The organism is Halodesulfovibrio spirochaetisodalis (assembly GCF_001672295.1).
Lineage (GTDB): Bacteria > Desulfobacterota > Desulfovibrionia > Desulfovibrionales > Desulfovibrionaceae > Halodesulfovibrio > Halodesulfovibrio spirochaetisodalis.
In genome coordinates this window covers 1-22,227 of record NZ_JXMS01000008.1, presented here as the reverse complement: position 1 = coordinate 22,227, position 22,227 = coordinate 1, and the positions used below count along the sequence as shown (strand labels likewise).

Here is a 22,227-nt window from a genome sequence, read left to right as displayed (position 1 = left end):
AGAGAAATTAGTTCTCAACTCGGTAGTTGGGAGCTTCTTTCGTAATAATTACGTCGTGAACATGGGATTCACGAAGACCTGCTGCGGAAATTTCAACCATTTTGGAAACTTCCGGCATGTCAGCAATAGTTTTTGCGCCAATGTAGCCCATGCCGGAGCGAAGGCCACCTAAAAGCTGGTGGATGGAGTCCTGAACAGGGCCTTTGTACGGCACACGTCCAACAATACCTTCAGGAACAAGCTTCTTGCTTTTTTCCTGGAAGTAACGATCAGAACTACCAGCTTTCATTGCATCGATGGAACCCATTCCACGGTAGTTTTTGTAGCGACGACCCTGATAAAGAACAGTTTCACCAGGAGATTCGTCTGTACCTGCGAAGAGGGAACCGATCATGATGGAAGATGCACCGACACACAACGCTTTCACGATGTCGCCGGAGTACTTGATGCCACCGTCAGCAATAATGTGACGGCCAAATTCTTTGGCTGCCTTGCAGCATTCCTGAACCGCTGTAATCTGTGGAACACCAACGCCCGCAACAATACGAGTAGTGCAGATGGAGCCAGGGCCGATGCCAACCTTAACGGTGTCTGCGCCAGCTTCGAATAAAGCCTTTGCACCTTCGTAGGTTGCAACGTTACCTGCAATAATCTGCGCTTCAGGGAAGGAGGTGCGGATAGATTGTACAGCATCAAGAATGTTTTTGGAGTGACCGTGTGCTGAGTCAAGAACAAGAACATCTGCGCCAGCATCAAGAAGAGCCTGTGCGCGCTCTTTACAATCTGCTCCTACTCCGAGTGCTGCAGCAACACGGAGACGACCGTTCTCATCTTTACATGCCTTAGGATATTTAATTTCTTTTTCAATATCCTTCATGGTGATGATACCCTGCAGGTGGTTTTCTGCATCAACCACGAGCAGTTTTTCGATACGGTGCTTATGGAGATGCTCTTTGGCCTGCTCTAAGGTAGTGCCCACAGGAACTGTCACCAGCTTGTCTTTGGTCATCATTTCAGAAACAAGGGTAGTGTCCGGATTGTCGACAAAGCGTACGTCACGGTTGGTAATAATACCGACAAGGTTGCCGTTTTCAACGACAGGAAGGCCGGAAATTCTGTAAGTAGACATAACTTCAAGAGCCTGTGTGATGGTGAGGGACGGCTCTACAGTTACAGGGTCAAGGATCATTCCGGATTCGGATTTTTTAACCTTTTCTACTTCAAGGCACTGCTGCTCAAGCGGCATGTTTTTGTGAACAACACCGATGCCACCGTGTCTGGCCATTGCGATAGCCATATCAGATTCGGTGACAGTATCCATTGCAGCTGAAATCATTGGGATGTTCAACGCGATGGAGTTAGTGAGCTGGGTGGAAATTTCCACCTGATCCGGCGTGGCTTCTGAATAACCAGGAAGAAGCAACACGTCGTCAAAAGTCAGTGCTTTGCCTAAGATTACGCTCATGGTGTGGGTCTCCAAATTATTTTTGGGTAGCTATTAAAAAAGGCCACAGTAGCGTAAATTCACGCATTTAACCGGCCTGGAGGTACAGTACTTTCTTTCCTATTCACATAGGCGGATAGTACTTTAGGTAATCCCGTTAGCGTATGCGCCCTTGGGTGCTATGTCAACGGTTGATTATATTTTTTATTGCTAGTGAAACCGATCTCACAGGCACTATAGCATAATAGTCAGAAAATATACTCTGATACAGCATGAGACAGATACGTTCAGAGCTGTTTTGTGCCTGCTATAAAAAAAGCGCATTGCAGGTGCAATGCGCTTTGTATCTTACGGTAACATAAGCATATTATTTCTCGTCGAGCTCTTTTTGTGCTGCAGCTTTAAGATCACTTCCGGCACCGGACTCGAGAATTTTCTGGAACTGTATTTTGCCTTCAGCAGGTTTATCCAGATAGTACTTAAGCAGTACACCGAGATTGTATCGGGCAGAAGGGTCGTCTTCCAGAGACAATGATGTTTCAAATGCTTTGGCGGCCTTTGTGTAACTTTCCAGCTTAAAGTTTGCCATGCCAAGCATATAGAACAGGTGTGCATTACCCGGCTTGGCTGTTATGCCACGCTGAATAAATTTTCGCGCCTGACTGTATTCGCCGTCTTCCATAAAGTGTTGGGCGATTTCTTCAATCAGCTTTACGTTGTTCGGATCTGTTTTGAGTTTACCCATAAGATCCGCAATGTGTGCTGAGTTGTCAGTCTTAGCTTCGCCGGAACCGGCATTACGGGACTGGACAAATTTAGTGAGGCTCGGGTTGCTGGTACGGTAGATACCCGATGTCACAAGCATTGCAACAAATCCCAGCAGGATTGCTGCGAGGACTATTTTTGCAGCCGTATTCGGCTGCTTTCCTGGAGCATTAGTCATTAATGATCTCCATTTGGCGGACACGTTTGCTCAACTCACAGTGTTTGCGAGCGATAACGAAGAGGTAGCCTGCAATGCCAACCCAAACTGCAACGTTAGCCATGAGGAGCCAGTTGGAGCTTTCCATGATGAATCTCCTTGGTGCCTGCTAAATTCAGGCAGTTATTTTTTATATTGAGGTGTTAATTCTTCTATTCTATCTGCTCTGGCAACCTTTGATGAACGGATACCGATCAATGCGGCACAAATAAAGCCGAAGCAAATTGTGCTGATAATAACTGCAATGTTCGTCATGAATAACCAGCTAGGCATGTTCATTGGTAGTACCGTTGTAACTCAGTTCAGACAGATAGTTATATTTCGTCGTGTGTTGTCAGGTTGTCTATACGGTCTGACAGCGCCATCTGTGAGGAACGAAGTCCCACAAGAACAGCCCATACAAGACCAAAGCAGATAACACATGTGATAACAGTCAATTTCATTTCCGGCTCCAGTCCCCCTGTTTTGCTGTTGAAAACGGCTGGGTGGATGGAGCGCCAGAGGCGGGCGGAAAGGAATACGAGAGGGACGTCAATGAATGCTGCAATGCCGACAACAGAGCTGACAACAGCTTTGCGTTCGGCTGAGAGCGACATGGAGCGTAGAATAAGGTAGCCAGCGTAAACAAACCACATAACAAGAGTTGTGGTAAGACGCGGGTCCCATGTCCACCAGACACCCCAACTGTGGCGTCCCCAGATCATACCTGTAACAAGAGCCAGCCCGCTGAGAAGAACACCTACTTCAGCGGATGCTGCTGCGAAATTATCCCAGAAGCGGTTGCGGGTTTTCAAGTACAGGATGGAGGCAATGAATACGCAGAAGAAGCTGAAGAGTGACCACCACGCCAGCGGCAAATGAGTGTAGAACACCTTTTGTACAATGCCCATAACCTGTTCGACAGGGGCATACTCGTAGATGAGGTACTGGCAGAATGCCATTGCCGGTGCGGCTGCAAGTGCCACTGGTGCTATCCATTTTGTTCGCATCATATCCTCTGTAACTGTTTATCTGTGTATCTGAGGTTTGTATAATAACAACCTTCAGTTACTGACAATGTCTTTATAGTATGTGTTGCGTTATTATTCTTCGCCACTGTAGATAAAGCCGAAGAGCAAGAGCCCCGCAGCACCGAACAGTGCGTCAAACGCACAGGCTATACCCAGCCAGTCGCCGAAACCTTCCGGAATAATACCGGAAAATGTAGCGGAGCCGATACGTACGCCTGCAAGAAGAATAGGAATAAGCAACGGGAACAGGATAATGGAGAGTAAAGACTCTTTTGCTGCCTGTCCCTGTGAAAGTGCGCCAAGCAGAGCACCGAGCAATATCAGTCCAAGATCAATGGCAATGAGCATTGCCAGTCCGATATGCCACAGGTGGGATACAGATTGACCAAGGAAGACAATTGTTGCCGGTAAAAATACTGCCTGTGCACAGAGCAGAAGAACAAATCCGCCAAGCGCTTTGCCTATCCAGACAGCCTGCACCGGTGCAGGTGAAAGGAGTAGGCCAAAACGAGCGCCGTTTTGTTCTTCGAGGCTGAATAATGTATTGAAAACAAGTACCTGACAGAAGACTGATGCCAGCCAGAAAATGGCGGCCGCAGCCTGTGCACTCATTTTTTCACCAATTTGCTGGGACAAGCTGAAAACAAAGATAAGCAGCAAGCCGAGTAGGAGAGCCTGAATAAGACCTGTGCCTCGTGCAAGCACAAGCTTAAGGTCTTTTGCAGCGATTGAAACAGCAGCCTTTAGCATACTGCCTCCGGTGTGTAGTCCTGTGCTTCGCCAAAGTACTCAACCTGCTTGTCGCGGATTGCAAGTACCATATCTGCGCGCACAAGGTCGGAAGCAACAGAGTGGCTGATCCATACGAGTCCTGCACCACGTTTTTTTGCAGCAGCGATTTCATTATGCAAGATACCCATTGAGCGGACATCAAGCCCTGTACCCGGCTCATCAAGCAGGATAAGGGAAGGCTGGAGCAAGAAGACGCGAGCAAGATTCAGTCGCTGTGCCATGCCGCGGGAAAAGCAACCAGCACGTTCAAACGCAAAGCGTTTCAACTCAACACGGTCGAGTGCGGCAAGCAGTGTCTTTTCATCTGTTTTCTTTCCATGCAGGGAAGACCAGAAAGACAAGTTTTCAATGGCAGACAAGTCCGGATAGATGAAAGTCTGGTGACCGACATACCCGATGTTGTCATTTTCTACATTCAGCTCGACTTTTCCAGCAGTAGGCTCGGAAAGTCCTGCCATAATCTTCAGCAAGGTTGATTTACCCGCACCGTTAGGACCGGCAAGCAATGTTACAGTGGCCGGTTCTATAGTGCAGGAAACATCCTTGATAATCAGACGGTTGCCATACAATTTGGCAACCTTGTCCAGTTTAAGCAGCATCCGTTACCTTTTCAGATTTGCGGAATCGGGTGAACCCGATGAACGGGAAGAGACACATAAGGGTACCGCCAATCCAGAACCAGTTAACCATCGGCTCAATGCTCAGGGTCACAGTGATGTTACCGTTGGCATCTGCACCAAGGAGGGAAGAGTAAATCTCTTCACCAAGGGACGGGATCAGGGATACTTCTGCAAAGGATCTGTTTTTACCGAATTTATGATACAGACGGCGCTGCGGCTCAAGTGTGCCTAGCAACTTGCCGTCTTCATAGACGTCGATCTCAGCCTGAAGGAAAATGTATTCTCGTGCTTCACCTTCGTACAGCTGTTTGTACTTGAACGTGTATTCTTCGAGAGTCGCGGTTTCGCCACGGCTGATCTGCGTCTGAATTTCTTTTTTGTACGGACCTGAAAATGCGATGCCGATAACGATAAGTGCGACACCAAGGTGTACACCATACGCGCCGATAGCTCGGTTGTTACGGGCGGCAGGGTCAGTTGCAAACAGAAGAACAATGCCTGCAATACACCCGGCAGCAGAGCCGACAGCAAGAATGGAAACAGGAATCTGGTAACCGGCAAAATACATTGCGGCACCAGTAGCGATAAATACAGCGGTTACTACACCAAGCATGATGCCGCTTTTAACGCCACCTTTCCATTTCATCCACGGGCAGATCATTAACAGTACTGAAATGATAGCTGCCAGCGGCATACAGACTTTGTTGTAGAATTGCTGATCAAGTCCTTGCGGGTTTTCTGTAAAGAACTTGGAGAATACTGGCCACATTGTCGCAATGAGGATGATAACGCCAAGCGCAATAAGGAACCATGCAGCAACCAGTAAGAGACCTTCACGGCTGAAGAGCTCTGCCATTGGTCGTGCATTAGGATTTTTGCTGGTGATCGAAGCAAACAAGGATAACGCTGTAAAGAAGAGAACAAAAATGAGCAGCGGTGTGCCAACGCCACCGTCACCGAAAGCATGCAGCGATTCAACTACGCCACTGCGTACAAGGTACGTTGCAAATACAGCAGAAATGGTAGTGAGCGCTACAAGGAATGTGTTTGTTCTGTGCAGCTTACCACGGCGGGATTCGATAACAGAGGTGTGCAGGAATGCAGACCCTACGAGCCATGGGATAAGGGATGCGTTCTCCACAGGATCCCATGCCCAGTAGCCACCCCAGCCCAGTTCCATGTATGACCACCAGCAACCGAGAATAATACCTGCGGTAAGGTTAAGCCACGCAAACAGGATCATGTTGCGGGAAGCGTCTGTCCAACTGCCTTCATTTGGTTGCTTTCTGTTAAGAGCCTGTGCAAGTGCAAGGCAGCTTGGAATAGTGAATCCACCATAACCAAGGAACAGAAGCGGCGGGGGGAAAATCATACCCGGATTCTGCAGGAGCGGGTTCAAGCCGTTACCATCAGCCGGAACCGGACTGATGAGGAGAAACGGGTTGGACCATGTGGTCAACAGGAATAAGAAGAAGCCGATAAACGTAAGAAAGAGCATCCAGAACCACATTTTTGTGCCGTCTGAAAGCGCTTGATACGCGTTGGTGTAAAGGAAAATGATACCGCACAGAGCAACAGACCATGCCCAGAAAAGCAAAGACCCTGCCTGTCCTGCCCAGAAAGCAGTAACGCGGTAGAAAAGAGGAAGATCGAGACTGGTGTAACTTGCAACATAGTAGTTTGAAAAATCAAAGTTAACCAGTGCCCATAACAGGATAAAAGAACTGACAGTGATGAGCGTTGTGATCATCATCTGTGATTTTTCAATCCAGTGCAGCAGGGTAGAGCGTCCCTGCCAAATCTGCAATGCAGCGGCAGCGCCGAAGCCAATGGCAAACAGCAAAGACGCCACCAGCAGCAAAAATGCTAAGAGATGCATAATGCTCCTTCAGCCGATATACGGCAAGATGGGGGAAGTAGTACCAGAGAATGTAATACCGGTGTGCAGCCGGTTATTCCCTGTTTTTCTTTTCGTACTTCGATGGACATTTAGTCATAAGCGTACGAGCTTGAAACGCCTTTGTGGCGTCATCAATATTACCTTCAACAATGACTTCGGCACCGGCTTTAAATGTATCCGGTACGGCGCCTTTGAACACAACAGGTAATACAAGACTCTTGTCATTGGCATCTTCAAGAATGAAGTTGACTCCCAGACCCTCCTCATGACGCTTGATATTGTCTGCCTTAACGGTGCCGAAAAGGCGGGCAGAACCAAGCTGATCCGGTGTCATTGCCAAAGCCTCGGAAACTTCGAGGAAGTATACGCTGTTCTGTGAAAAACCGGTGAAAAGCAAATACCCCAAACCGCCTAAAAAAAGCAGTAGGGCAGCAATATATACGCTTTTTCCGTTTTTCTTGGCCATAGTGTCTCCTGACAGTGTCGGGTTTATGGACTGAAAATGTCCGTGCAATCTGAGCCTTTCTCCCCCGGTTCAGATGCCTTTTCCGAATAATTGGTTTGGTGCTTCATTGCAACAAATAGTTTTGGACATATGCCGTACCTTTTCCGTTCTTCAGCAGAAAAAGGGAAATCAGGCACAGTAGTTTGTCTTATTTGCTATATATTACTATTAGTGTTTAGGCAATTTGCTCTTACCAAGTTGTTTTCTTTTGTTCCTTGCAAGAAGCTGCATGTCATCAACTCTGTCCGTTTCATCCACAATTTCTTTACCCAGAATTTCCTCAAGAACGTCCTCAAGCGAAACGACCCCGCTGACGCCACCATATTCATCAATGGCTACAAAAAGGTGATCCCGCCGTTCGAGAAAGTTTCTGAGCACTTTATCAAGTGTAACAGAATCAAGGACAAAATGTACCGGTCGCATGAGTTCCGACAGTTTTGTTTCGGTGCGGCCTGCGGCAAGTTCTTCAAATATTCTGCGACGCATGACAATGCCGACAATATCTTCGTTGTCATCAGCGTACACAGGAATACGACTGTAATGTTTAATATCCAGTTCTTGCTGCGCTTCTTTGACGCTGAGCGCAACAGGTAGGGTAAAGATAACCGTGCGGGGAGTCATGACCTCGTGCACGTGCTTGTTATCAAGTGAGAGAATATTCTGGATGGAATCAGCTTCACTCTGCTCGATTTCACCGGCGCGCTTGGACATGCTTACAATGGCGCGGATATCTTCTTCTGTTGCATTTGGTTCCGTGTGCGACGGAGTGAGTTTTCGTGTCATCCATGAGCAGACATAAATGACAGGAGTGAGCATGAACACCAGAAAACTTAATGGCTTTGCGATGAACGAGCTGAGCTGCCGTGCGTAAGATACGCCGATTGTTTTAGGCAGAATCTCTGAAAAAAGCAGGATGCTGATGGTAAAACATATGGCAAAATACGGCATAAGGTCAGGGCCGTAGACCTTTGTGAACGCGGCACCTGCCAGAGTTGCACCAGCAGTGTTAGCAACAGTATTAAGTGTAAGAATCGCCGTAATAGGGCGTTCAACATCGCTGCGGAGTTTAAAAAGAGTACTACCGACTTTTGAGCCGGAGTTTCGGAGCTGCTCTATATGGCTCCACGGAACAGAATATAAAATTGCCTCAGTAATAGAGCACGTTGCCGAAATTATGATTGAAAATGTTACGGCGGTGATTAACTCAAACATGTAGTTCCTTCGGATAAAGTAAAAACAGTATCGGATATTGGTCTGTCTGCGACTGGTGATGCGATGCGTAGGAAGCGTTTTCAGTCCAGCAGACGTTGTCGCGCAGGGACTCGGAAGTGACTCCTAAGCGCTGACAGGAGTGGCCTATTGGCTCCGGTACATGTTATTATTATTAACTTACTGGGGAGATAGCAATATACTTACGGTGTAAAAACTGTCTGAGATTCATGTTATGTTTCTCGAAGGTAGCAGATTCTACCATGAAATAGTGATGCAAAATGTGATCTGCGCCTCATTTTCTTGCAAAAAATAGAATGCCGTGCGAAAGAGTCGCGAACGCTAATCCAGTATAACTGATAACAGAAACTCAGGGAAAAAATAAATGGCGCAGATTAAAAATATACTGCTCGATCGTGACGGCACTGTGATTGTAGATAAACATTACTTATCTGACCCTGAAGGAGTGGAGCTTGTTCCTGACGGAGGCAGAGCGCTGGCTGCATTGCAGCAGGCTGGAATGCGCCTGTATGTTTTGACGAATCAGTCCGGTATAGGTCGCGGGTATTTTTCAGAAGATGATCTGCATGCCTGCACAGTGCGATTAGATGAACTTGCAGAGCTGTTTGGTGCCATGATTGAAGATACTGTGTACTGTCCGCACGCTCCTGAGGACGAATGTGATTGTCGTAAGCCAAACATCGGCATGTGGAATCAGTTGAAAGACATGTACGGATTGGCGGCAGAAGAATCTGTCATGATCGGTGATAAGCAGGCAGATGTTGATCTTGGTAAAAATGCTGGATTAGCCGCCTCTATTCTTGTTCTCACCGGTAAAGGTGAAAAAGAACGTCAAAAACTCGAATTGCCGGAAGTTGATGAGACCACAGGCTACATAACAGTATCCACAGAAAATGGCTGGACTCTTGCTGTGGCGAAAGATCTTTCTGCAGCATCCCGGTGGATTACAGATGAGTTTGCAAAAGGGGCTGTCTAAATGGGCAGAATAGGAATCTGGAATACTGCCTTTTTAGGAGATGCAGTTCTCACGTTGCCGCTCATCCGTACGGTTAAAGCTGCATTTCCTGATTCTCCGGTTGATTTTTATGTCCGCAAAGGTGTGGAGTCTCTTTTTTCTGCTCAGCCGGAACTGGATAACGTATATGCGTACGATAAACGCGGTTCACAGAAATCTATTTTTGCTGCAATGAGCTATGGACGGGAACTGGCAAAGAAAAAGTATTCCCTGTGGATTTCTGCCCATACCAGTTTGCGGAGCGGTGTGATTGCGCGTTGGACTTCAGCGCATACCCGTATCGGGTATAACAGACCGTTGTTTAATAACTGGCTCTACACCACAACCGTAGATAGAAAATTTTCAGAGCTGGAAGAAATAGACAGGCTTATGCAGCTGGTGAAGCCTCTGTCTATTACTGACACGCTCGAATGGCCGGAAATGGTATTGCCTCAGGCAGGATATGACGAAGCAGATGCGTTTTGGGAAAAGCATATTACGGCACCAGTTCTTGGCGTGCATCCTGGTTCTGTATGGGCAACTAAACGCTGGCCTGCTGAATATTACTCAGAGGTTGTAGCAAAAGCTATTGATGCTGGAGCGCAGGTCATGGTGTTTGCAGGGCCGGGCGAAGAGTCCATGGCGCAGGAGGTAATTACCAAAAGCGGTGTAGAGGATTCTGATAGGCTTATTGACCTTTCCGGTGCACTGACGTTGGTTAATCTTGCTGCCTTTCTTAATAAGCTGAACTGTTATGTCACAAATGATTCAGGGCCGATGCATATTGCATGGGCACAGCGTACACCGGTGACTGCCATTTTTGGCCCGACAGTTCGTGAACTTGGATTCTATCCGCGTGGTGAATCTTCGACTGTTCTTGAAACTTCCTTGGAGTGTCGTCCATGTGGTTTGCACGGGCCAAAGACATGTCCTGAAGGCCATTTTAAATGCATGCATTCCATTACCCCTGAAATGGTATGGGCGGATGCAAGCAAAAAGCTGTTTACAACGTAAAAGTATACACTCCATTGTCCCCTTGATTGTGCTACACTGCTCACAATTCCAAGGAGGATTTTATGGCAATTTGTAATGAAATGAAGAAAGGCGACATTTACTATTGCAGTTCATGCCATCTGGAAATCAAGGTGGAAAAGACATGTGCTTGCAAAAATGACGGTGAGATGGATCAGCACTGCTCTGTGCCGTTACAGTGCTGTGGTAAGCCGTTAAAAAAGAAATAATGTTGTCGCATTCCGTACAATAAATATGGATTACGTCATGCTGAGTTCATAGCAACGTAACCATGGGACGGTAAAAAGAGTAGAATCTCAGATTCTGCTCTTTTTTTATGTCATGGGAATAAAAGCTGAAAAAGGAGTATGATTACAGGATAATGATCAGGAGAGTACCGTGAGTATACGTAATCAAATTGTTATTGCGCTGGTTCTAATTATTCTTGGGTGCCTGCTTGTGAATATCAGTAGGGCAGCGGAGCCGACACCGCAGATTCCTGCCAATGCGACAAGTGAGCAGGTGGACGCCATCCTTGCGGGAATGAGTGATGAACAGGTGCGTGCATTGCTTATCAATGAACTCAGAAAAGAAGCTGCAGCTACTGCTGCGGCAAAACCGGATATAACCTTTGCTGCATCCTTTTCTGCAATGCTCGCAAGAGTGCATGACAGATACGAATACCTGTTTGGCGATGCAGCAAAGACAGTGCAGGATATGCCTGATGTGTTGTACGACGCAGTCAGCGGCAGCGGAAAAGTACCACTTGCGGGTCTTGCCAGGGGGCTGCTCTTTTTATCCCTTCTATGGCTTGGAGTACGCCTTGCGTATCGACGCAAGACACGAAAGTTACGCGGTATAATAGAGACGACACCTAGAGAATGGGGATTTTTTAGAAAGATATCGCGCCTTGGCATGCGGGCAGGTATCGACTTGATGGGCATTGTGCTTTCAAGTGTTGTAATTTTGGTTGTGTATCTTATCTATTACGAGCAAAGCAGCGAAGCCAAGCCGATTATCATCTCATGGTTTATCGCAGTGGTCATTGTTGACCTTGTGGGTTTGCTTTCACGTTTTGTTCTGGTTCCGAAGGCAGAAGGTCTCCGGTACCTTCCTCTTTCAAATCAGACAGCCATGACGGTGTATACATGGACGCAATGGATAAGTCGTATAGGTGCACTAGGCTTACTGATTTCCTTTCTCATTCTTTTACAAGGAGAAGCAGAACGCTGGTATCTGTTGTCCCTTGCTATTACCAGCTTTTTAGTCCTGTGTGGCATCTCACTGCTGATTATATGGGAAGCCCGTAACGGTACTGAAACTTTGCGTAAGAATACGCAGGAAGGCTCTTTACGTTATCAGCTTGCAGGCATCTGGCATGTTATGCTGATAACGGCTTTATTTATCGGGTGGATGTTCTGGCTGGTTATACTGATGGTTCGTGGCTCCAGTGCTGTTATTCCAGCTGTTGCAACCATATTGAGCGTTCCGGCGTATTGTGTGGCGAATTGGCTGGCACAGCAGCTTGTTGATTGTATGAGTGTTATGGCGTTGCAGACTGGTTCATGTCAGCCGGAAGTTGTGGAAGGAGCGGCACTGGACTCTGCGCAAATTGAGAAAGGTGAGCAAGGAGATGAAGAAGTGCAGGCGGGGAGTATAGAGGAGGCGGCATCAGGTGGTACTGCGTCTCTTATCATCGAAAAGGAGCAGGCTGGGGCAGAAGAGATACATGGTTCCGGTTCACACCTTCTTTCTGCAGTACGTTTTCAGAATATTTTGAAGACCAGTTTCCGCATTGCCATTTTTCTGGTTCTGTTCATGTGGCTGCTCTTCATGTGGGGGGTACCTGTTCGATTAGGATTACAGACGGCTCAATCATTTATAGGCATTTTGTTTACAGTGGTTGTTGCGTATATGGTGTGGGCATTCATCAGCGTTGCCATTGAACGTAAAATTAATTCGCACGGTACTGAAGAGGCTGAGACCGGTGGAGAAGGCGGTGGTGCTGGCGGAGACAGGTTTGCGACATTGCTTCAATTGTTCCGCAAGTTTTTGTTCGGATTTTTGGTGGTGGTTGTCTCGCTCATCATCCTGTCTTCACTGGGGATAGATATAACTCCGTTACTTGCCGGTGCCAGTGTGTTCGGTCTTGCCATCGGGTTTGGCGCACAGACACTCGTCAAAGATATTATCTCGGGCATATTCTTCCTGATGGACGATGCGTTTCGTGTGAATGACTACATTGAAATCGGGCAGTCCATGGGTACTGTGGAAGAAATTTCAATACGTGCTTTAAAACTTCGTCACCCACGTGGGGCACTCTATACAATCCCGTTTGGGACTATCAGCTTTGTTACGAATATGTCCCGCGGGTTTGCAATAATGAAGCTTCCGTATCTTGTTCCTTTTGATACGGATGTGAAAAAAATTAAGCAGATAATGAAACGGATTAATAAGGAAGTTCGTGAGGATCCTGAACTGGATGCACTCTTGCTTGATGACATTAAATCTCAAGGCGTTAAGTCAATTGAGCAATACGGTCTGCGGATGCGCGTGAAGTTTATGACAAAACCGGGCGGGCAGTGGAGCATACGAAAAGTTGTTTACGATAAGATGCGCAAGATATTCAAAGAGGAAGGCATTGAATTCGCACGGCCGACAGTGGGGGTTCATGTTCCGGAAGGTGCGAATTTAACCCCTGAACAACAGAAAGAGCTTTCTGCCGCAGCACAGAATATGGCTGATGAAAATGCCGCAGCGCAGACGAAAGGAACTACGTAGTCTTTTGAGTAGAGCTGTGCCGTAAAATGTAGCGTCTGAAAAAGCCCTCTAAGGGGCTTTGACGAGAGAAAAAAAGTGCAGGACTCTCCGGAAGGCTAGTCATGCTTATGAGCTACATTTCCGCCTTGATGTGTGTGCACATGTGTGTGCGGGATACATTCTGCAGGCTTGGTTGTGCCGTTTTCTACATTCAGAAAACTTGTGCAGGTTTTATCCAGAAAATCCCAGTCGTGTGAAATAATGCAGAGTGCAAGGTCGAGATCGGCAAGGATTGTAATTAATCGTTCACGTGTTGCCGGATCAAGGTCGTTGGTAGGCTCATCCAGAAGAAGTGCTTTAGGTTGCATTGCCAGAACAGAGGCAAGGGCAACCATTTTTTTTTCACCGCCTGAAAGCTTGTGCGTTATCCGGTGCTCGAAACCTTGGAGTCCGACAATGGAGAGCGTGTCGGCTGCAATGCTAAGGGCCTCATCTGGAGTTTTTCCTAAGTTGAGAGGGCCGAACGCGATGTCATCAATAACGGTTGGTGAAAAAAGTTGATCATCTGATCGCTGAAAAAGGTAGCCGATTTCAGCCCGTAATGTGCGGAAGTCTTTTTCGTGCACAAGAGGGGTTCCGGCATAGGTGATAGTTCCTTTTGACGGTTTGAGTATTCCCATAGCTGTAAGGAAGAGAGTTGTTTTGCCGCTGCCGTTGTGTCCAAGCATTCCAAGACGAGATGAAGACGTCAGTTCAAGGTCTGCCCCGGAAAGTGCAGGTGTTGCAGTACCTGCATATATGTAATGAATATCTGTCAATGAGAGTAGCGGGGTAGACATTAGAGTAACTCCATAATCTGGAAATGATCGGCTGCGAGCAGCGCAATGCCGGAAAGTGCAATGATACAGGCTGATATTGAGTCAAAAGGTGAAGACTGCCTGGTGTACAGAGTGTGGAATGTGCCATTGAAGCCGCGAAGCTTCATGGCGTTGGAAACCCGTTCAGCCCTGTCATGGCTTTTAATGAGCACCATTGCGATAAGATTCGCATAGGTTTTATATGTATGGCTGTTTGTTCCAGGGACAAAACCACGCAGCGTTGCGGCGGTAGACAGGCGCTTATACTCTTCAAGAATAACGTGGAGATAGCGCCATGTGAACAAGAAGAGTAAGCTGAGTTTTTGTGGTACACGGAGTTTAGCTAGACCAGTACCAATATCAGTAATGTTGGATGTGGCAAGCAGCGCGATAAACGCCGTAACAATCGCATTGGACTTGAGTGTAATCAGTAGTGCTATGTGAATACCTTCATGGGTAACGGTAAATCCATTCCATGAATATAAGGGTGTTCCGGCTGTTGATACCGGAAGGGTAAGCCAAAGGAATGCGATAAAAGCGTTAACAAACAGCAAGCGTTTTGCCAGTGTGCGTGCAGACAGTTTTGCAATGCCAAGTAGCAGTAAGCCGATAAGCAAGGCACCGCAGGCTGCTTCTATGGTTGTTAACAACGCTGTGCAGACAGAAAATATTGTAGCTGCGACAAGCTTGGCAGCCGCATCCATAGAATGCAGCGGGCTTGTACCTTCAGCAAATGATTCAAGCGTCATAGATTACTCAGCAGTTGAGCTTGCAGCTGATTGTGTGGTTGGAGATGCCTGTGGAGTATTGATAGTAAACGGGAACAATTGCGGGCTGACTTTAGCAATAAAACTCACAACAACTGCGGTGATAAGCCCTTCAATAATCATGACAGGAACGCTTGATGCCAGCAGGATTTTTGCAGAGTTGATAAAGTTGTCTCCGCCCAGTGCCAGTGTGCCAGATGTAAAAATTGCAGAGAGCGCAACAGCGGTAAATCCACAGAAGAAGGCTGCAAACCGTAGTGAAGTGGAGCCGTTAGTAAGCATTGGTCGGAAAATATAGAAGCAGATTACCGGTGGTAATGCCATGTTGAGAGTATTGACACCAAGGCTTGTGATGCCCCCGAATTGAAAGAGAATCGCTTGAAGCACCAGCGCTACAAGAATGGCTGGAAAAGCAACCCATCCAAGAAGTAACCCCAGCAGGCCATTCAGTATGAGATGACCGGATACAGGGCCAATGGGAATGTGGATAAGCGAAGCCACAAAGAATGAAGCCGAAAGAATAGCTGTAGTCATAAGACGGTCGTAATCAAGTTTCTTAACTCCGATACAGACTCCGGCTGCGGATAAAGCGGCGCAGGAAGCAAGAATAACAGGAGGAAGAACACCTTCGGCTATGTGCATAATCTTTTCCAGTGGATGTAAGGTTATTGGATTGCTGTTTGATACCATTCAGGGAAGGGTATCGTCAACGTGTTACGAATTTAAAAAAATGACACGCGATAAAAAGCACTGGAATAGAGGCACAAAAGTGATCGACAGTTTTCTTGTGACAAGCAGGATGCTAACAAAAAAAGCCCTCCGGACATACCGGAGGGCTTTTGAAGTTAAGGTCGATTTAGAAGAATACAAAGGTAACCATAACAAAGGTCGGGATAAGAATACCAAAGGACCATGCCATGTAACCGAAGAAACTAGGCATTGTAACGCCCTGATCTTCCGCAATGGAACGTACCATAAAGTTTGGTGCGTTACCGATGTAGGTATTGGCTCCCATGAAAACCGCACCGGCAGAAACGGCAAGAAGTGTGCTTGCCATCTCACCCATGAGGTGCACAGCGTCACCACCGGCAGTGTTAAAGAACACAAGGTAGGTCGGCGCGTTATCAAGGAATGAGGAAAGCAGACCGGTAAGCCAGAAGTACATAACATCTACAGGCTCGCCGTTTGCTCCTGTCACAAGGTTGATCACAGATGCAAGCGCTCCGTCTTTACCTGCTTTGAGGATGGCAATTGCCGGAATCATGGAGAGGAAGATACCGATAAACAGCTTACCTACTTCCACAATAGGGAACCAGTTAAAGTCGTTTTTAATGCGGCTTTCATCATCTGTGAGTTTGAGAGAAAGACCGGTGATAACCAGAAGCAGCACGTCACGGGTGAGGTTCTGCAGTTCAACAGGAACATGGTAAACGTCGAATGTTACGTGCGGATGCCACATACCGGAAAGCAGAACAGCGCCGATTACGCCAAGGAGAAGGATAAGGTTAACTTTACCTTCGAGACCGAGTTTCTCGGTGTTGGAAGCATCCAGTCCTTCAGGGGTCGGTCGTCCTTCTTTACCGAAGAAGTAGTTGTCGAGCAGGAAGTAGACGCCTGTAAGAATGGTTACGGTAAAGAGCATTGGTACAAGCATGTGGGTTGTTGTCCAGAAGAAGGCAACACCCTGCAAGAAACCGAGGAAGAGTGGCGGGTCACCGAGTGGAGTAAGGGAACCACCGATGTTTGCCACAAGGAAAATGAAAAATACAACGGTGTGAACTTTGTGTTTACGGTGTGCATTGGCACGCAAAAGGGGACGGATGAGCAGCATTGCAGCGCCGGTTGTTCCCATCCAGCTGGCAAGAGCAGTACCGATGATAAGGATAAGTGTGTTTACAAGCGGGGTGCCCACAAGGGTGCCTGTAAGGCGTACACCACCAGCTACGGTAAAGAGTGCCAAAAGCAGGATGATGAACGGAAAGTATTCGAGCAGCAGCGCATGCAGAGTTTCATATAATGCCAGCGAGAAGCCGAACTTTATAGTGAACGGAACTAAAAAACACAGTGCCCAGAACATGGAAATTTTACCAAAGTGGCTATGCCAGAAGTGCGGTGCAAGCAGTGGAAAAACAGCAATAGAAAGCAGCATGCATGCAAAAGGAATAACCCAGAAGCCGGACAGCAACGCACCATCAAGGTGCGGGCCGCCTGAAGCAGCGGAAGCAAAAGCAACGCACGGCAGGAGAAGCGTTGCAACGACTGTAAGCAATTTTGCAAACAGCATAGAAGGTTTACCCATCAACATAAACTCAAACTCCTTTTATCAATCCCAGCGTTTTATAAAAACTGATTTAGCTTTCGCGCATACTATGCTTTTCGAGAAAGAGTCAACGTGTTCTGCATGTTAGCGCTTGCTTTGGGAGATAGATTGTTTTTTCTGAGCTTGATGAAAATGTAAGTTTGAAAGGATATTTTGATGAAATCCAAACACAATATTGTGTTTTTGTAAAAAACGATCATGTTGCGCAATCAGTTTTTTGTTTTAAGGGTTTGATATTATTTGAATAGTCAATCATTTTGGTGTGCAGGTGTCTTTCGGTGTAATTCCTTGAAATACATGTTTTTTGAGAAAAAAGAAGGCTTTTTTATACAAATAAAAAAACGCCCCTGCGCAGAGTACAGGGGCGTTACAATCATCCAATCTCGAAGTTATGAAATAAAGATAACGGTAATGAGAATGAAGGTAGGAATAAGAATACCGAAGGACCAAGCCATGTAGCCGAAGAAGCTAGGCATTTTCACACCCTGATCTTCCGCAATGGCTCGAACCATGAAGTTAGGTGCGTTACCAATGTAGGTGTTAGCACCCATGAATACAGCACCTGCGGAGATAGCAAGCAGGGTGCTCGCCATGTCGCCCATGAGGTGTGCAGCATCACCACCAGCGGTGTTAAAGAACACGAGGTAGGTAGGTGCGTTGTCCAGGAAGGAAGAAAGGATACCGGTGAGCCAGAAGTACATTACGTTTACAGGCTCGCCGTTGCTGGTAACCATGTTGATTACAGAAGCAAGAGCACCGTTCTCGCCAGCTTTCAGGATAGCGATTGCTGGAATCATGGACAGGAAAATGCCGATGAAGAGTTTACCCACTTCTATAATCGGGAACCAGTTAAAATCGTTCAATCTGCGGCTTTCATCACTGGTGAGTTTTAAGGAAAGGCCAGTGATACAAAGGAGAAGCAGATCTCGGACAAGGTTCTGCAACTCAACATGTACGTAGTATACGTTGAATTCAATATTCGGATGCCACATACCGGAGAGAAGTACCGCGCCGATGACACCGAGCAGGAGAAGAAGGTTTACTTTGCCTTCCAAACCTAACTTTTCAGAGCTGGAAGCATCCACATTTTCAGGAGCTGGACGACCCTCTTTATTGAACAAGTATGTATCAATAAAGAAGTATACGATGGTGAGAATTGATGCCGCAACAAGCATTGGAAGCAGCATATGGCTTGTTGTCCAGAAGAAGTCCACACCCTGCAGGAAGCCAAGGAAGAGTGGCGGGTCACCAAGCGGAGTTAAGGAACCACCGATGTTTGCAACAAGGAAAATGAAGAAAACAACAGAGTGAACCTTATACTTACGGTGTGCATTCGCACGAAGAAGTGGACGAATGAGAAGCATTGCAGCACCGGTTGTTCCCATCCAGCTGGCAAGTGCGGTTCCGATCAGTAAAAGAAGTGTGTTCACAATTGGTGTGCCTACCAGAGTTCCAGTAAGACGCACACCACCTGCAACTGTAAAGAGTGCTAACAGAAGAATAATGAACGGAACATACTCTAATAAAAGCGCATGTAATGTTTCATATAGAGCAAGCGAGAAGCCGAATTTAAGAGTAAACGGGATAAGAAAACAAAGAGCCCAGAATAAAGAAATCTTGCCAAAGTGGCTGTGCCAGAAGTGTGGCGCAACTAACGGCAATACTGCAATCGAAAGCAGCATGCAGACAAATGGCAGAACCCACAAGCTGGAAAGCGCTGCTCCGTCGAGATGCGGTGCACCTGCGGAAGCTGCAAACACAGCGCATGGAAGCAGTAACGTGGCAATAACTGTGAGCGTTTTTACCAGCAGAAGGTAAGGATTACACTTCAACATTTTTTGAAATTCCTTTCAGCAATTCAAGCGTTATTAAAAATCAAATCAATTTACGTGGGTAAGGTACATTAACAAAAAAGTACCATGCTGTTCGGCGTTCACTTTTACGTGCAGAGCGCGTTTGTTAAGGTGAACAGAATTGAACAGTTTGATTCTCTAACTAAACGGAAATTGTTTGTCAATCAAACAAAGTGCTTTTAAAAAATGCATAAAAAGGAAGTGGCTTACCTTAGTGATTGAGGAGGCTGATGGGACGTTATGACGCCTTGATTTTGGTGATGCGTGAGTTCTGTCAGTGGCTGGTTGAGATAGTATGTGCTTGTTCTGGTCGATAAGAGGTGCGGGCTTTTGATTTAACGGGGATAAAAACATGGCTATCGGCTGATAGTAAAGCAATAAAAAACGCCCCTGCGCTGTGCGCAGGGGCGTTAGAATCATTCAAGCCTGAGTCTATGCGATGAAGACAAAGGTGATAAGAACGAAGAGAGGGATAAGGATACCGAAGGACCATGCCATGTACCCGAAGAAGCTAGGCATTTTTACGCCCTGATCTTCAGCAATGGAACGAACCATGAAGTTCGGTGCGTTACCGATGTAGGTGTTAGCACCCATGAATACAGCACCAGCGGAGATAGCAAGCAGGGTGCTTGCCATGTCGCCCATAAGGTGAACTGCGTCGCCACCAGCGGTGTTAAAGAACACGAGGTAGGTAGGTGCGTTGTCCAGGAAGGAAGAAAGGATACCGGTGAGCCAGAAGTACATTACGTTTACAGGCTCGCCGTTGCTGGTAACCATGTTGATTACAGAAGCAAGAGCACCATTCTCACCAGCTTTCAGGATAGCGATAGCTGGAATCATGGACATGAAGATACCGATGAAGAGTTTGCCAACTTCAAGAATCGGGAACCAGTTGAAGTCGTTGAGGCGGCGGCTTTCGTCGTCAGTAAGTTTAAGGGAAAGACCTGTGATAATCAGGAGAATGATATCACGGATAACGTTCTGCAGTTCAACATGTACATGGTAGACGTTGAAGCTTACATGCGGGTTCCACATGCCGGACATAAGTACAGCTGCGATAACGCCGAGGAGCAGAATGAGGTTAACTTTACCGTCGAGAGCAAGTTTAGGACCTGCACCGCAGTCGTATACCTGACGACCGTTTTCGAAACGGCAGCGGCCTTTAACAGCTTCTTTTGTCTCTTCTTCGCAACACTCGGTAGCAGGTACTGGCTTGCCTTCTTTAGCGAAGAGAACAGTATCAAGACCGAAGTAAACAGCAAGAAGGATAGTAGCAGCAAACAGCATGAGCGGCAGCATGTGAGTAGTGGTCCAGAAGAAGGAAACACCTTTCAGGAAGCCGAGGAAGAGTGGTGGGTCACCAAGAGGAGTAAGGGAACCACCGATGTTTGCTACGAGGAAGATGAAGAATACAACGGTGTGTACTTTAAATTTACGATGCGCATTCGCACGAAGAAGTGGACGAATGAGAAGCATTGCAGCACCGGTAGTACCCATCCAGCTTGCAAGCAGGGTACCGATGAGCAGGATTACTGTGTTCACAAGCGGAGTGCCCACAAGGCTACCTTTAAGGCGAACGCCGCCTGCTACTGTAAACAGTGCGAGGAGCAGTACGATAAACGGGATGTATTCAAGCAGAAGTGCGTGCAGTGCTTCGTATAACGCAAGGGAGAAACCGTACGCCATAGTGAAAGGCACGAGGAAGCAAAGCGCCCAGAATACAGAAATTTTACCAAAGTGACTGTGCCAGAAGTGTGGCGCAGCAATTGGACCGATTGCAATGGAAAGCAACATACACGCGAATGGAACAACCCATAACGCGGAAAGAGAAGCACCATCAAGATGCGGTGCGCCTGCAGAAGCAGAAGCAAAAGCCATGGCAGGAAGCAACAATCCTGCTAATGCAAGGCTAAGGCTTGAAAAAACTTTAGATTTCAAAAAGGTAAACACAGCGTAAGACTCCTTCATACAAATTGTGTATCAAAAAGATACAAAGCGAGATATATCTTCAGAATGTTCAATAAACAAAGACAACTATCGACATTCGGCTATTGCTTGTGGGTTCAATAGGATATGATATATCTACTAACTTCTTTGGATTAGATTAGAAGACAAGGGGTTCTTTTACTCGCACATAATGCATATTTCAATAGATTCAGTGCAAAAAAATATAATTTGCAGCAAGTTACTCTGTTTATTTTTGAAAATCGCTTTATTAGGTGTTCAAAGTGTTTTTTCTGAAACTATACGAATTATCAGCGGATGCACCTTGTTTCCATTACGTGACAAGAGTTGCAAAAGGCTGTACACCCAACTCGCGCAACATTACAAGAAAGAAACGTATGCCGCAGCTAAAATGGATATTAGGTTGAAGTGCTGCTGGATTGTACGGTCTACAAAATTTTTGTGATTGCTGCGTATGAGCATATGATTACAAAGTGTTGTCAGTGTGTATTGTGCGGCAACATACAGTATTACAATAACAACAAACTAGCTGCCGGAACTATGCCGGTGGGCATGGATATATGGTGTGCAGATGACAAAAGAAAGAACTCCTGAACGAACTGCAAAGCTTGAGCGTGTATTACAACTTCGTCAGAAAGATCTGACTCTGGTTATGGCAAATGTACATGACCCCCACAACGTATCTGCTATCCTGCGTAGCTGTGATGCTTTTGGTGTGCCTAAGGTGCATCTCTACTACACAGATACTCCGTTTCCGAAGCTCGGAAATAAATCGTCTGCTTCTGCACGCAAATGGGTGGATACTGAGCGCCACGATAATACTGATGATCTTATGAAGTCTTTGCGTGCAAAAGGGATGAAGGTTCTCGCTACGAGCTGTTCCCCAAGTGCTAAACCGCTCCGCGATTATGATCTTTCAGAGCCTGTAGCTATTATTATGGGTAATGAGCATCGTGGCACAGACCCTGAGCTTGTGGAAGTTGCCGACGGTGAAGTGTACATTCCAATGTTCGGTATGATCCAGAGCTTTAACGTATCTGTAGCTGCTGCTGTAATCCTTTCTGAAGCATCCAGACAGCGCCAGATTGCTGGTAAATATGATCAGCCGACATACACAGATGAAGAGTACAAAGAAGTTCTCGAAGACTGGCTCGAACGCTAGTAAGAATACTCTTCTCTACATATATTTGAAAAAAGAAAAAGGGCTGTCCTGCATG

At 46.6% G+C, this 22,227-nt stretch carries 21 protein-coding genes; 5 read left to right on the top strand and 16 right to left on the bottom strand.

Going from position 1 to position 22,227, the window contains the following annotated elements; genetic code table 11:
- Positions 1-7 precede the first annotated feature (7 nt).
- From guaB to SP90_RS05890, 10 genes are all read right to left on the bottom strand, one after another.
- On the bottom strand, positions 8-1,465 hold the full coding sequence (guaB, locus tag SP90_RS05930; protein WP_066853585.1) for an IMP dehydrogenase: 1,458 nt from the start codon (positions 1,463-1,465) through the stop codon (positions 8-10).
- Positions 1,466-1,811: 346 nt separating this feature from the next.
- Entirely contained in the window at positions 1,812-2,387 is a 576-nt protein-coding gene (locus SP90_RS05925; protein ID WP_066853583.1) for a tetratricopeptide repeat protein, read from the bottom strand.
- On the bottom strand, positions 2,380-2,514 hold the full coding sequence (locus SP90_RS05920; RefSeq protein WP_066853581.1) for a CcmD family protein: 135 nt from the start codon (positions 2,512-2,514) through the stop codon (positions 2,380-2,382). Before SP90_RS05920 ends, SP90_RS05925 begins: the two co-directional genes overlap by 8 nt.
- Positions 2,515-2,549: 35 nt before the next feature.
- Positions 2,550-2,681: a hypothetical protein gene (locus tag SP90_RS16870; protein ID WP_269449353.1), complete on the bottom strand. Its 132-nt coding sequence runs from the start codon at positions 2,679-2,681 to the stop codon at positions 2,550-2,552.
- A 59-nt stretch (positions 2,682-2,740) separates the two neighbouring features.
- On the bottom strand, positions 2,741-3,415 hold the full coding sequence (locus SP90_RS05915; RefSeq protein ID WP_066853579.1) for a cytochrome c biogenesis protein: 675 nt from the start codon (positions 3,413-3,415) through the stop codon (positions 2,741-2,743).
- A 93-nt stretch (positions 3,416-3,508) separates the two neighbouring features.
- Positions 3,509-4,186 carry a heme exporter protein CcmB gene (locus SP90_RS05910; protein WP_066853577.1) on the bottom strand — a complete coding sequence of 226 codons (678 nt, stop codon included), beginning with the start codon at positions 4,184-4,186 and terminating at the stop codon, positions 3,509-3,511.
- Complete coding sequence (locus SP90_RS05905; RefSeq protein WP_066853575.1) at positions 4,180-4,827, bottom strand: ABC transporter ATP-binding protein; 648 nt, start codon at positions 4,825-4,827, stop codon at positions 4,180-4,182. Before SP90_RS05905 ends, SP90_RS05910 begins: the two co-directional genes overlap by 7 nt.
- Positions 4,817-6,727, bottom strand: a complete 1,911-nt coding sequence (locus SP90_RS05900; protein ID WP_066853573.1) for a heme lyase CcmF/NrfE family subunit — start codon at positions 6,725-6,727, stop codon at positions 4,817-4,819. Before SP90_RS05900 ends, SP90_RS05905 begins: the two co-directional genes overlap by 11 nt.
- Before the next feature lie 73 nt (positions 6,728-6,800).
- Positions 6,801-7,214 carry a cytochrome c maturation protein CcmE gene (locus SP90_RS05895; protein ID WP_066853570.1) on the bottom strand — a complete coding sequence of 138 codons (414 nt, stop codon included), beginning with the start codon at positions 7,212-7,214 and terminating at the stop codon, positions 6,801-6,803.
- 207 nt (positions 7,215-7,421) lie between these two features.
- Positions 7,422-8,465, bottom strand: a complete 1,044-nt coding sequence (locus SP90_RS05890; protein ID WP_066853567.1) for a hemolysin family protein — start codon at positions 8,463-8,465, stop codon at positions 7,422-7,424.
- A 382-nt stretch (positions 8,466-8,847) separates the two neighbouring features.
- Between SP90_RS05890 and SP90_RS05885 the strand changes: the two genes are divergently transcribed.
- From SP90_RS05885 to SP90_RS05875, 4 genes are all read left to right on the top strand, one after another.
- Positions 8,848-9,459, top strand: a complete 612-nt coding sequence (locus SP90_RS05885) for a D-glycero-alpha-D-manno-heptose-1,7-bisphosphate 7-phosphatase (RefSeq protein ID WP_066853565.1) — start codon at positions 8,848-8,850, stop codon at positions 9,457-9,459.
- On the top strand, positions 9,460-10,491 hold the full coding sequence (locus tag SP90_RS05880) for a glycosyltransferase family 9 protein (RefSeq protein ID WP_066853563.1): 1,032 nt from the start codon (positions 9,460-9,462) through the stop codon (positions 10,489-10,491).
- 62 nt (positions 10,492-10,553) lie between these two features.
- On the top strand, positions 10,554-10,718 hold the full coding sequence (locus tag SP90_RS16705; RefSeq protein ID WP_197498765.1) for a hypothetical protein: 165 nt from the start codon (positions 10,554-10,556) through the stop codon (positions 10,716-10,718).
- Positions 10,719-10,887: 169 nt separating this feature from the next.
- A complete protein-coding gene (locus SP90_RS05875) occupies positions 10,888-13,269 on the top strand; it encodes a mechanosensitive ion channel family protein (RefSeq protein WP_066853561.1) in 2,382 nt (793 codons plus the stop codon).
- Positions 13,270-13,364: 95 nt separating this feature from the next.
- On the opposite strand, the gene SP90_RS05870 is transcribed toward SP90_RS05875, so the two are convergent.
- The 6 genes from SP90_RS05870 to SP90_RS05845 form a co-directional block, all read right to left on the bottom strand.
- Complete coding sequence (locus SP90_RS05870; protein ID WP_066853559.1) at positions 13,365-14,087, bottom strand: energy-coupling factor ABC transporter ATP-binding protein; 723 nt, start codon at positions 14,085-14,087, stop codon at positions 13,365-13,367.
- Positions 14,087-14,854, bottom strand: coding sequence for a cobalt ECF transporter T component CbiQ (gene cbiQ, locus SP90_RS05865; RefSeq protein WP_066853557.1), 768 nt, complete (start codon positions 14,852-14,854; stop codon positions 14,087-14,089). Before cbiQ ends, SP90_RS05870 begins: the two co-directional genes overlap by 1 nt.
- A 3-nt stretch (positions 14,855-14,857) precedes the next feature.
- A complete protein-coding gene (gene cbiM, locus SP90_RS05860) occupies positions 14,858-15,514 on the bottom strand; it encodes a cobalt transporter CbiM (RefSeq protein ID WP_066853555.1) in 657 nt (218 codons plus the stop codon).
- Between the two features lie 214 nt (positions 15,515-15,728).
- Positions 15,729-17,156, bottom strand: a complete 1,428-nt coding sequence (locus SP90_RS05855; RefSeq protein ID WP_066853724.1) for a sodium:proton antiporter — start codon at positions 17,154-17,156, stop codon at positions 15,729-15,731.
- A gap of 425 nt (positions 17,157-17,581) precedes the next feature.
- The gene (locus SP90_RS05850) at positions 17,582-19,027 is read right to left on the bottom strand and encodes a sodium:proton antiporter (RefSeq protein WP_066853552.1); all 1,446 of its coding nucleotides are present in this window, start codon (positions 19,025-19,027) and stop codon (positions 17,582-17,584) included.
- Between the two features lie 450 nt (positions 19,028-19,477).
- Positions 19,478-20,923, bottom strand: a complete 1,446-nt coding sequence (locus tag SP90_RS05845; protein WP_231895537.1) for a sodium:proton antiporter — start codon at positions 20,921-20,923, stop codon at positions 19,478-19,480.
- 658 nt (positions 20,924-21,581) lie between these two features.
- On the opposite strand from SP90_RS05845, the gene SP90_RS05840 reads away from it, so the two are divergent.
- On the top strand, positions 21,582-22,172 hold the full coding sequence (locus SP90_RS05840; RefSeq protein WP_066853547.1) for a TrmH family RNA methyltransferase: 591 nt from the start codon (positions 21,582-21,584) through the stop codon (positions 22,170-22,172).
- The last annotated feature ends 55 nt before the right edge of the window (positions 22,173-22,227 follow it).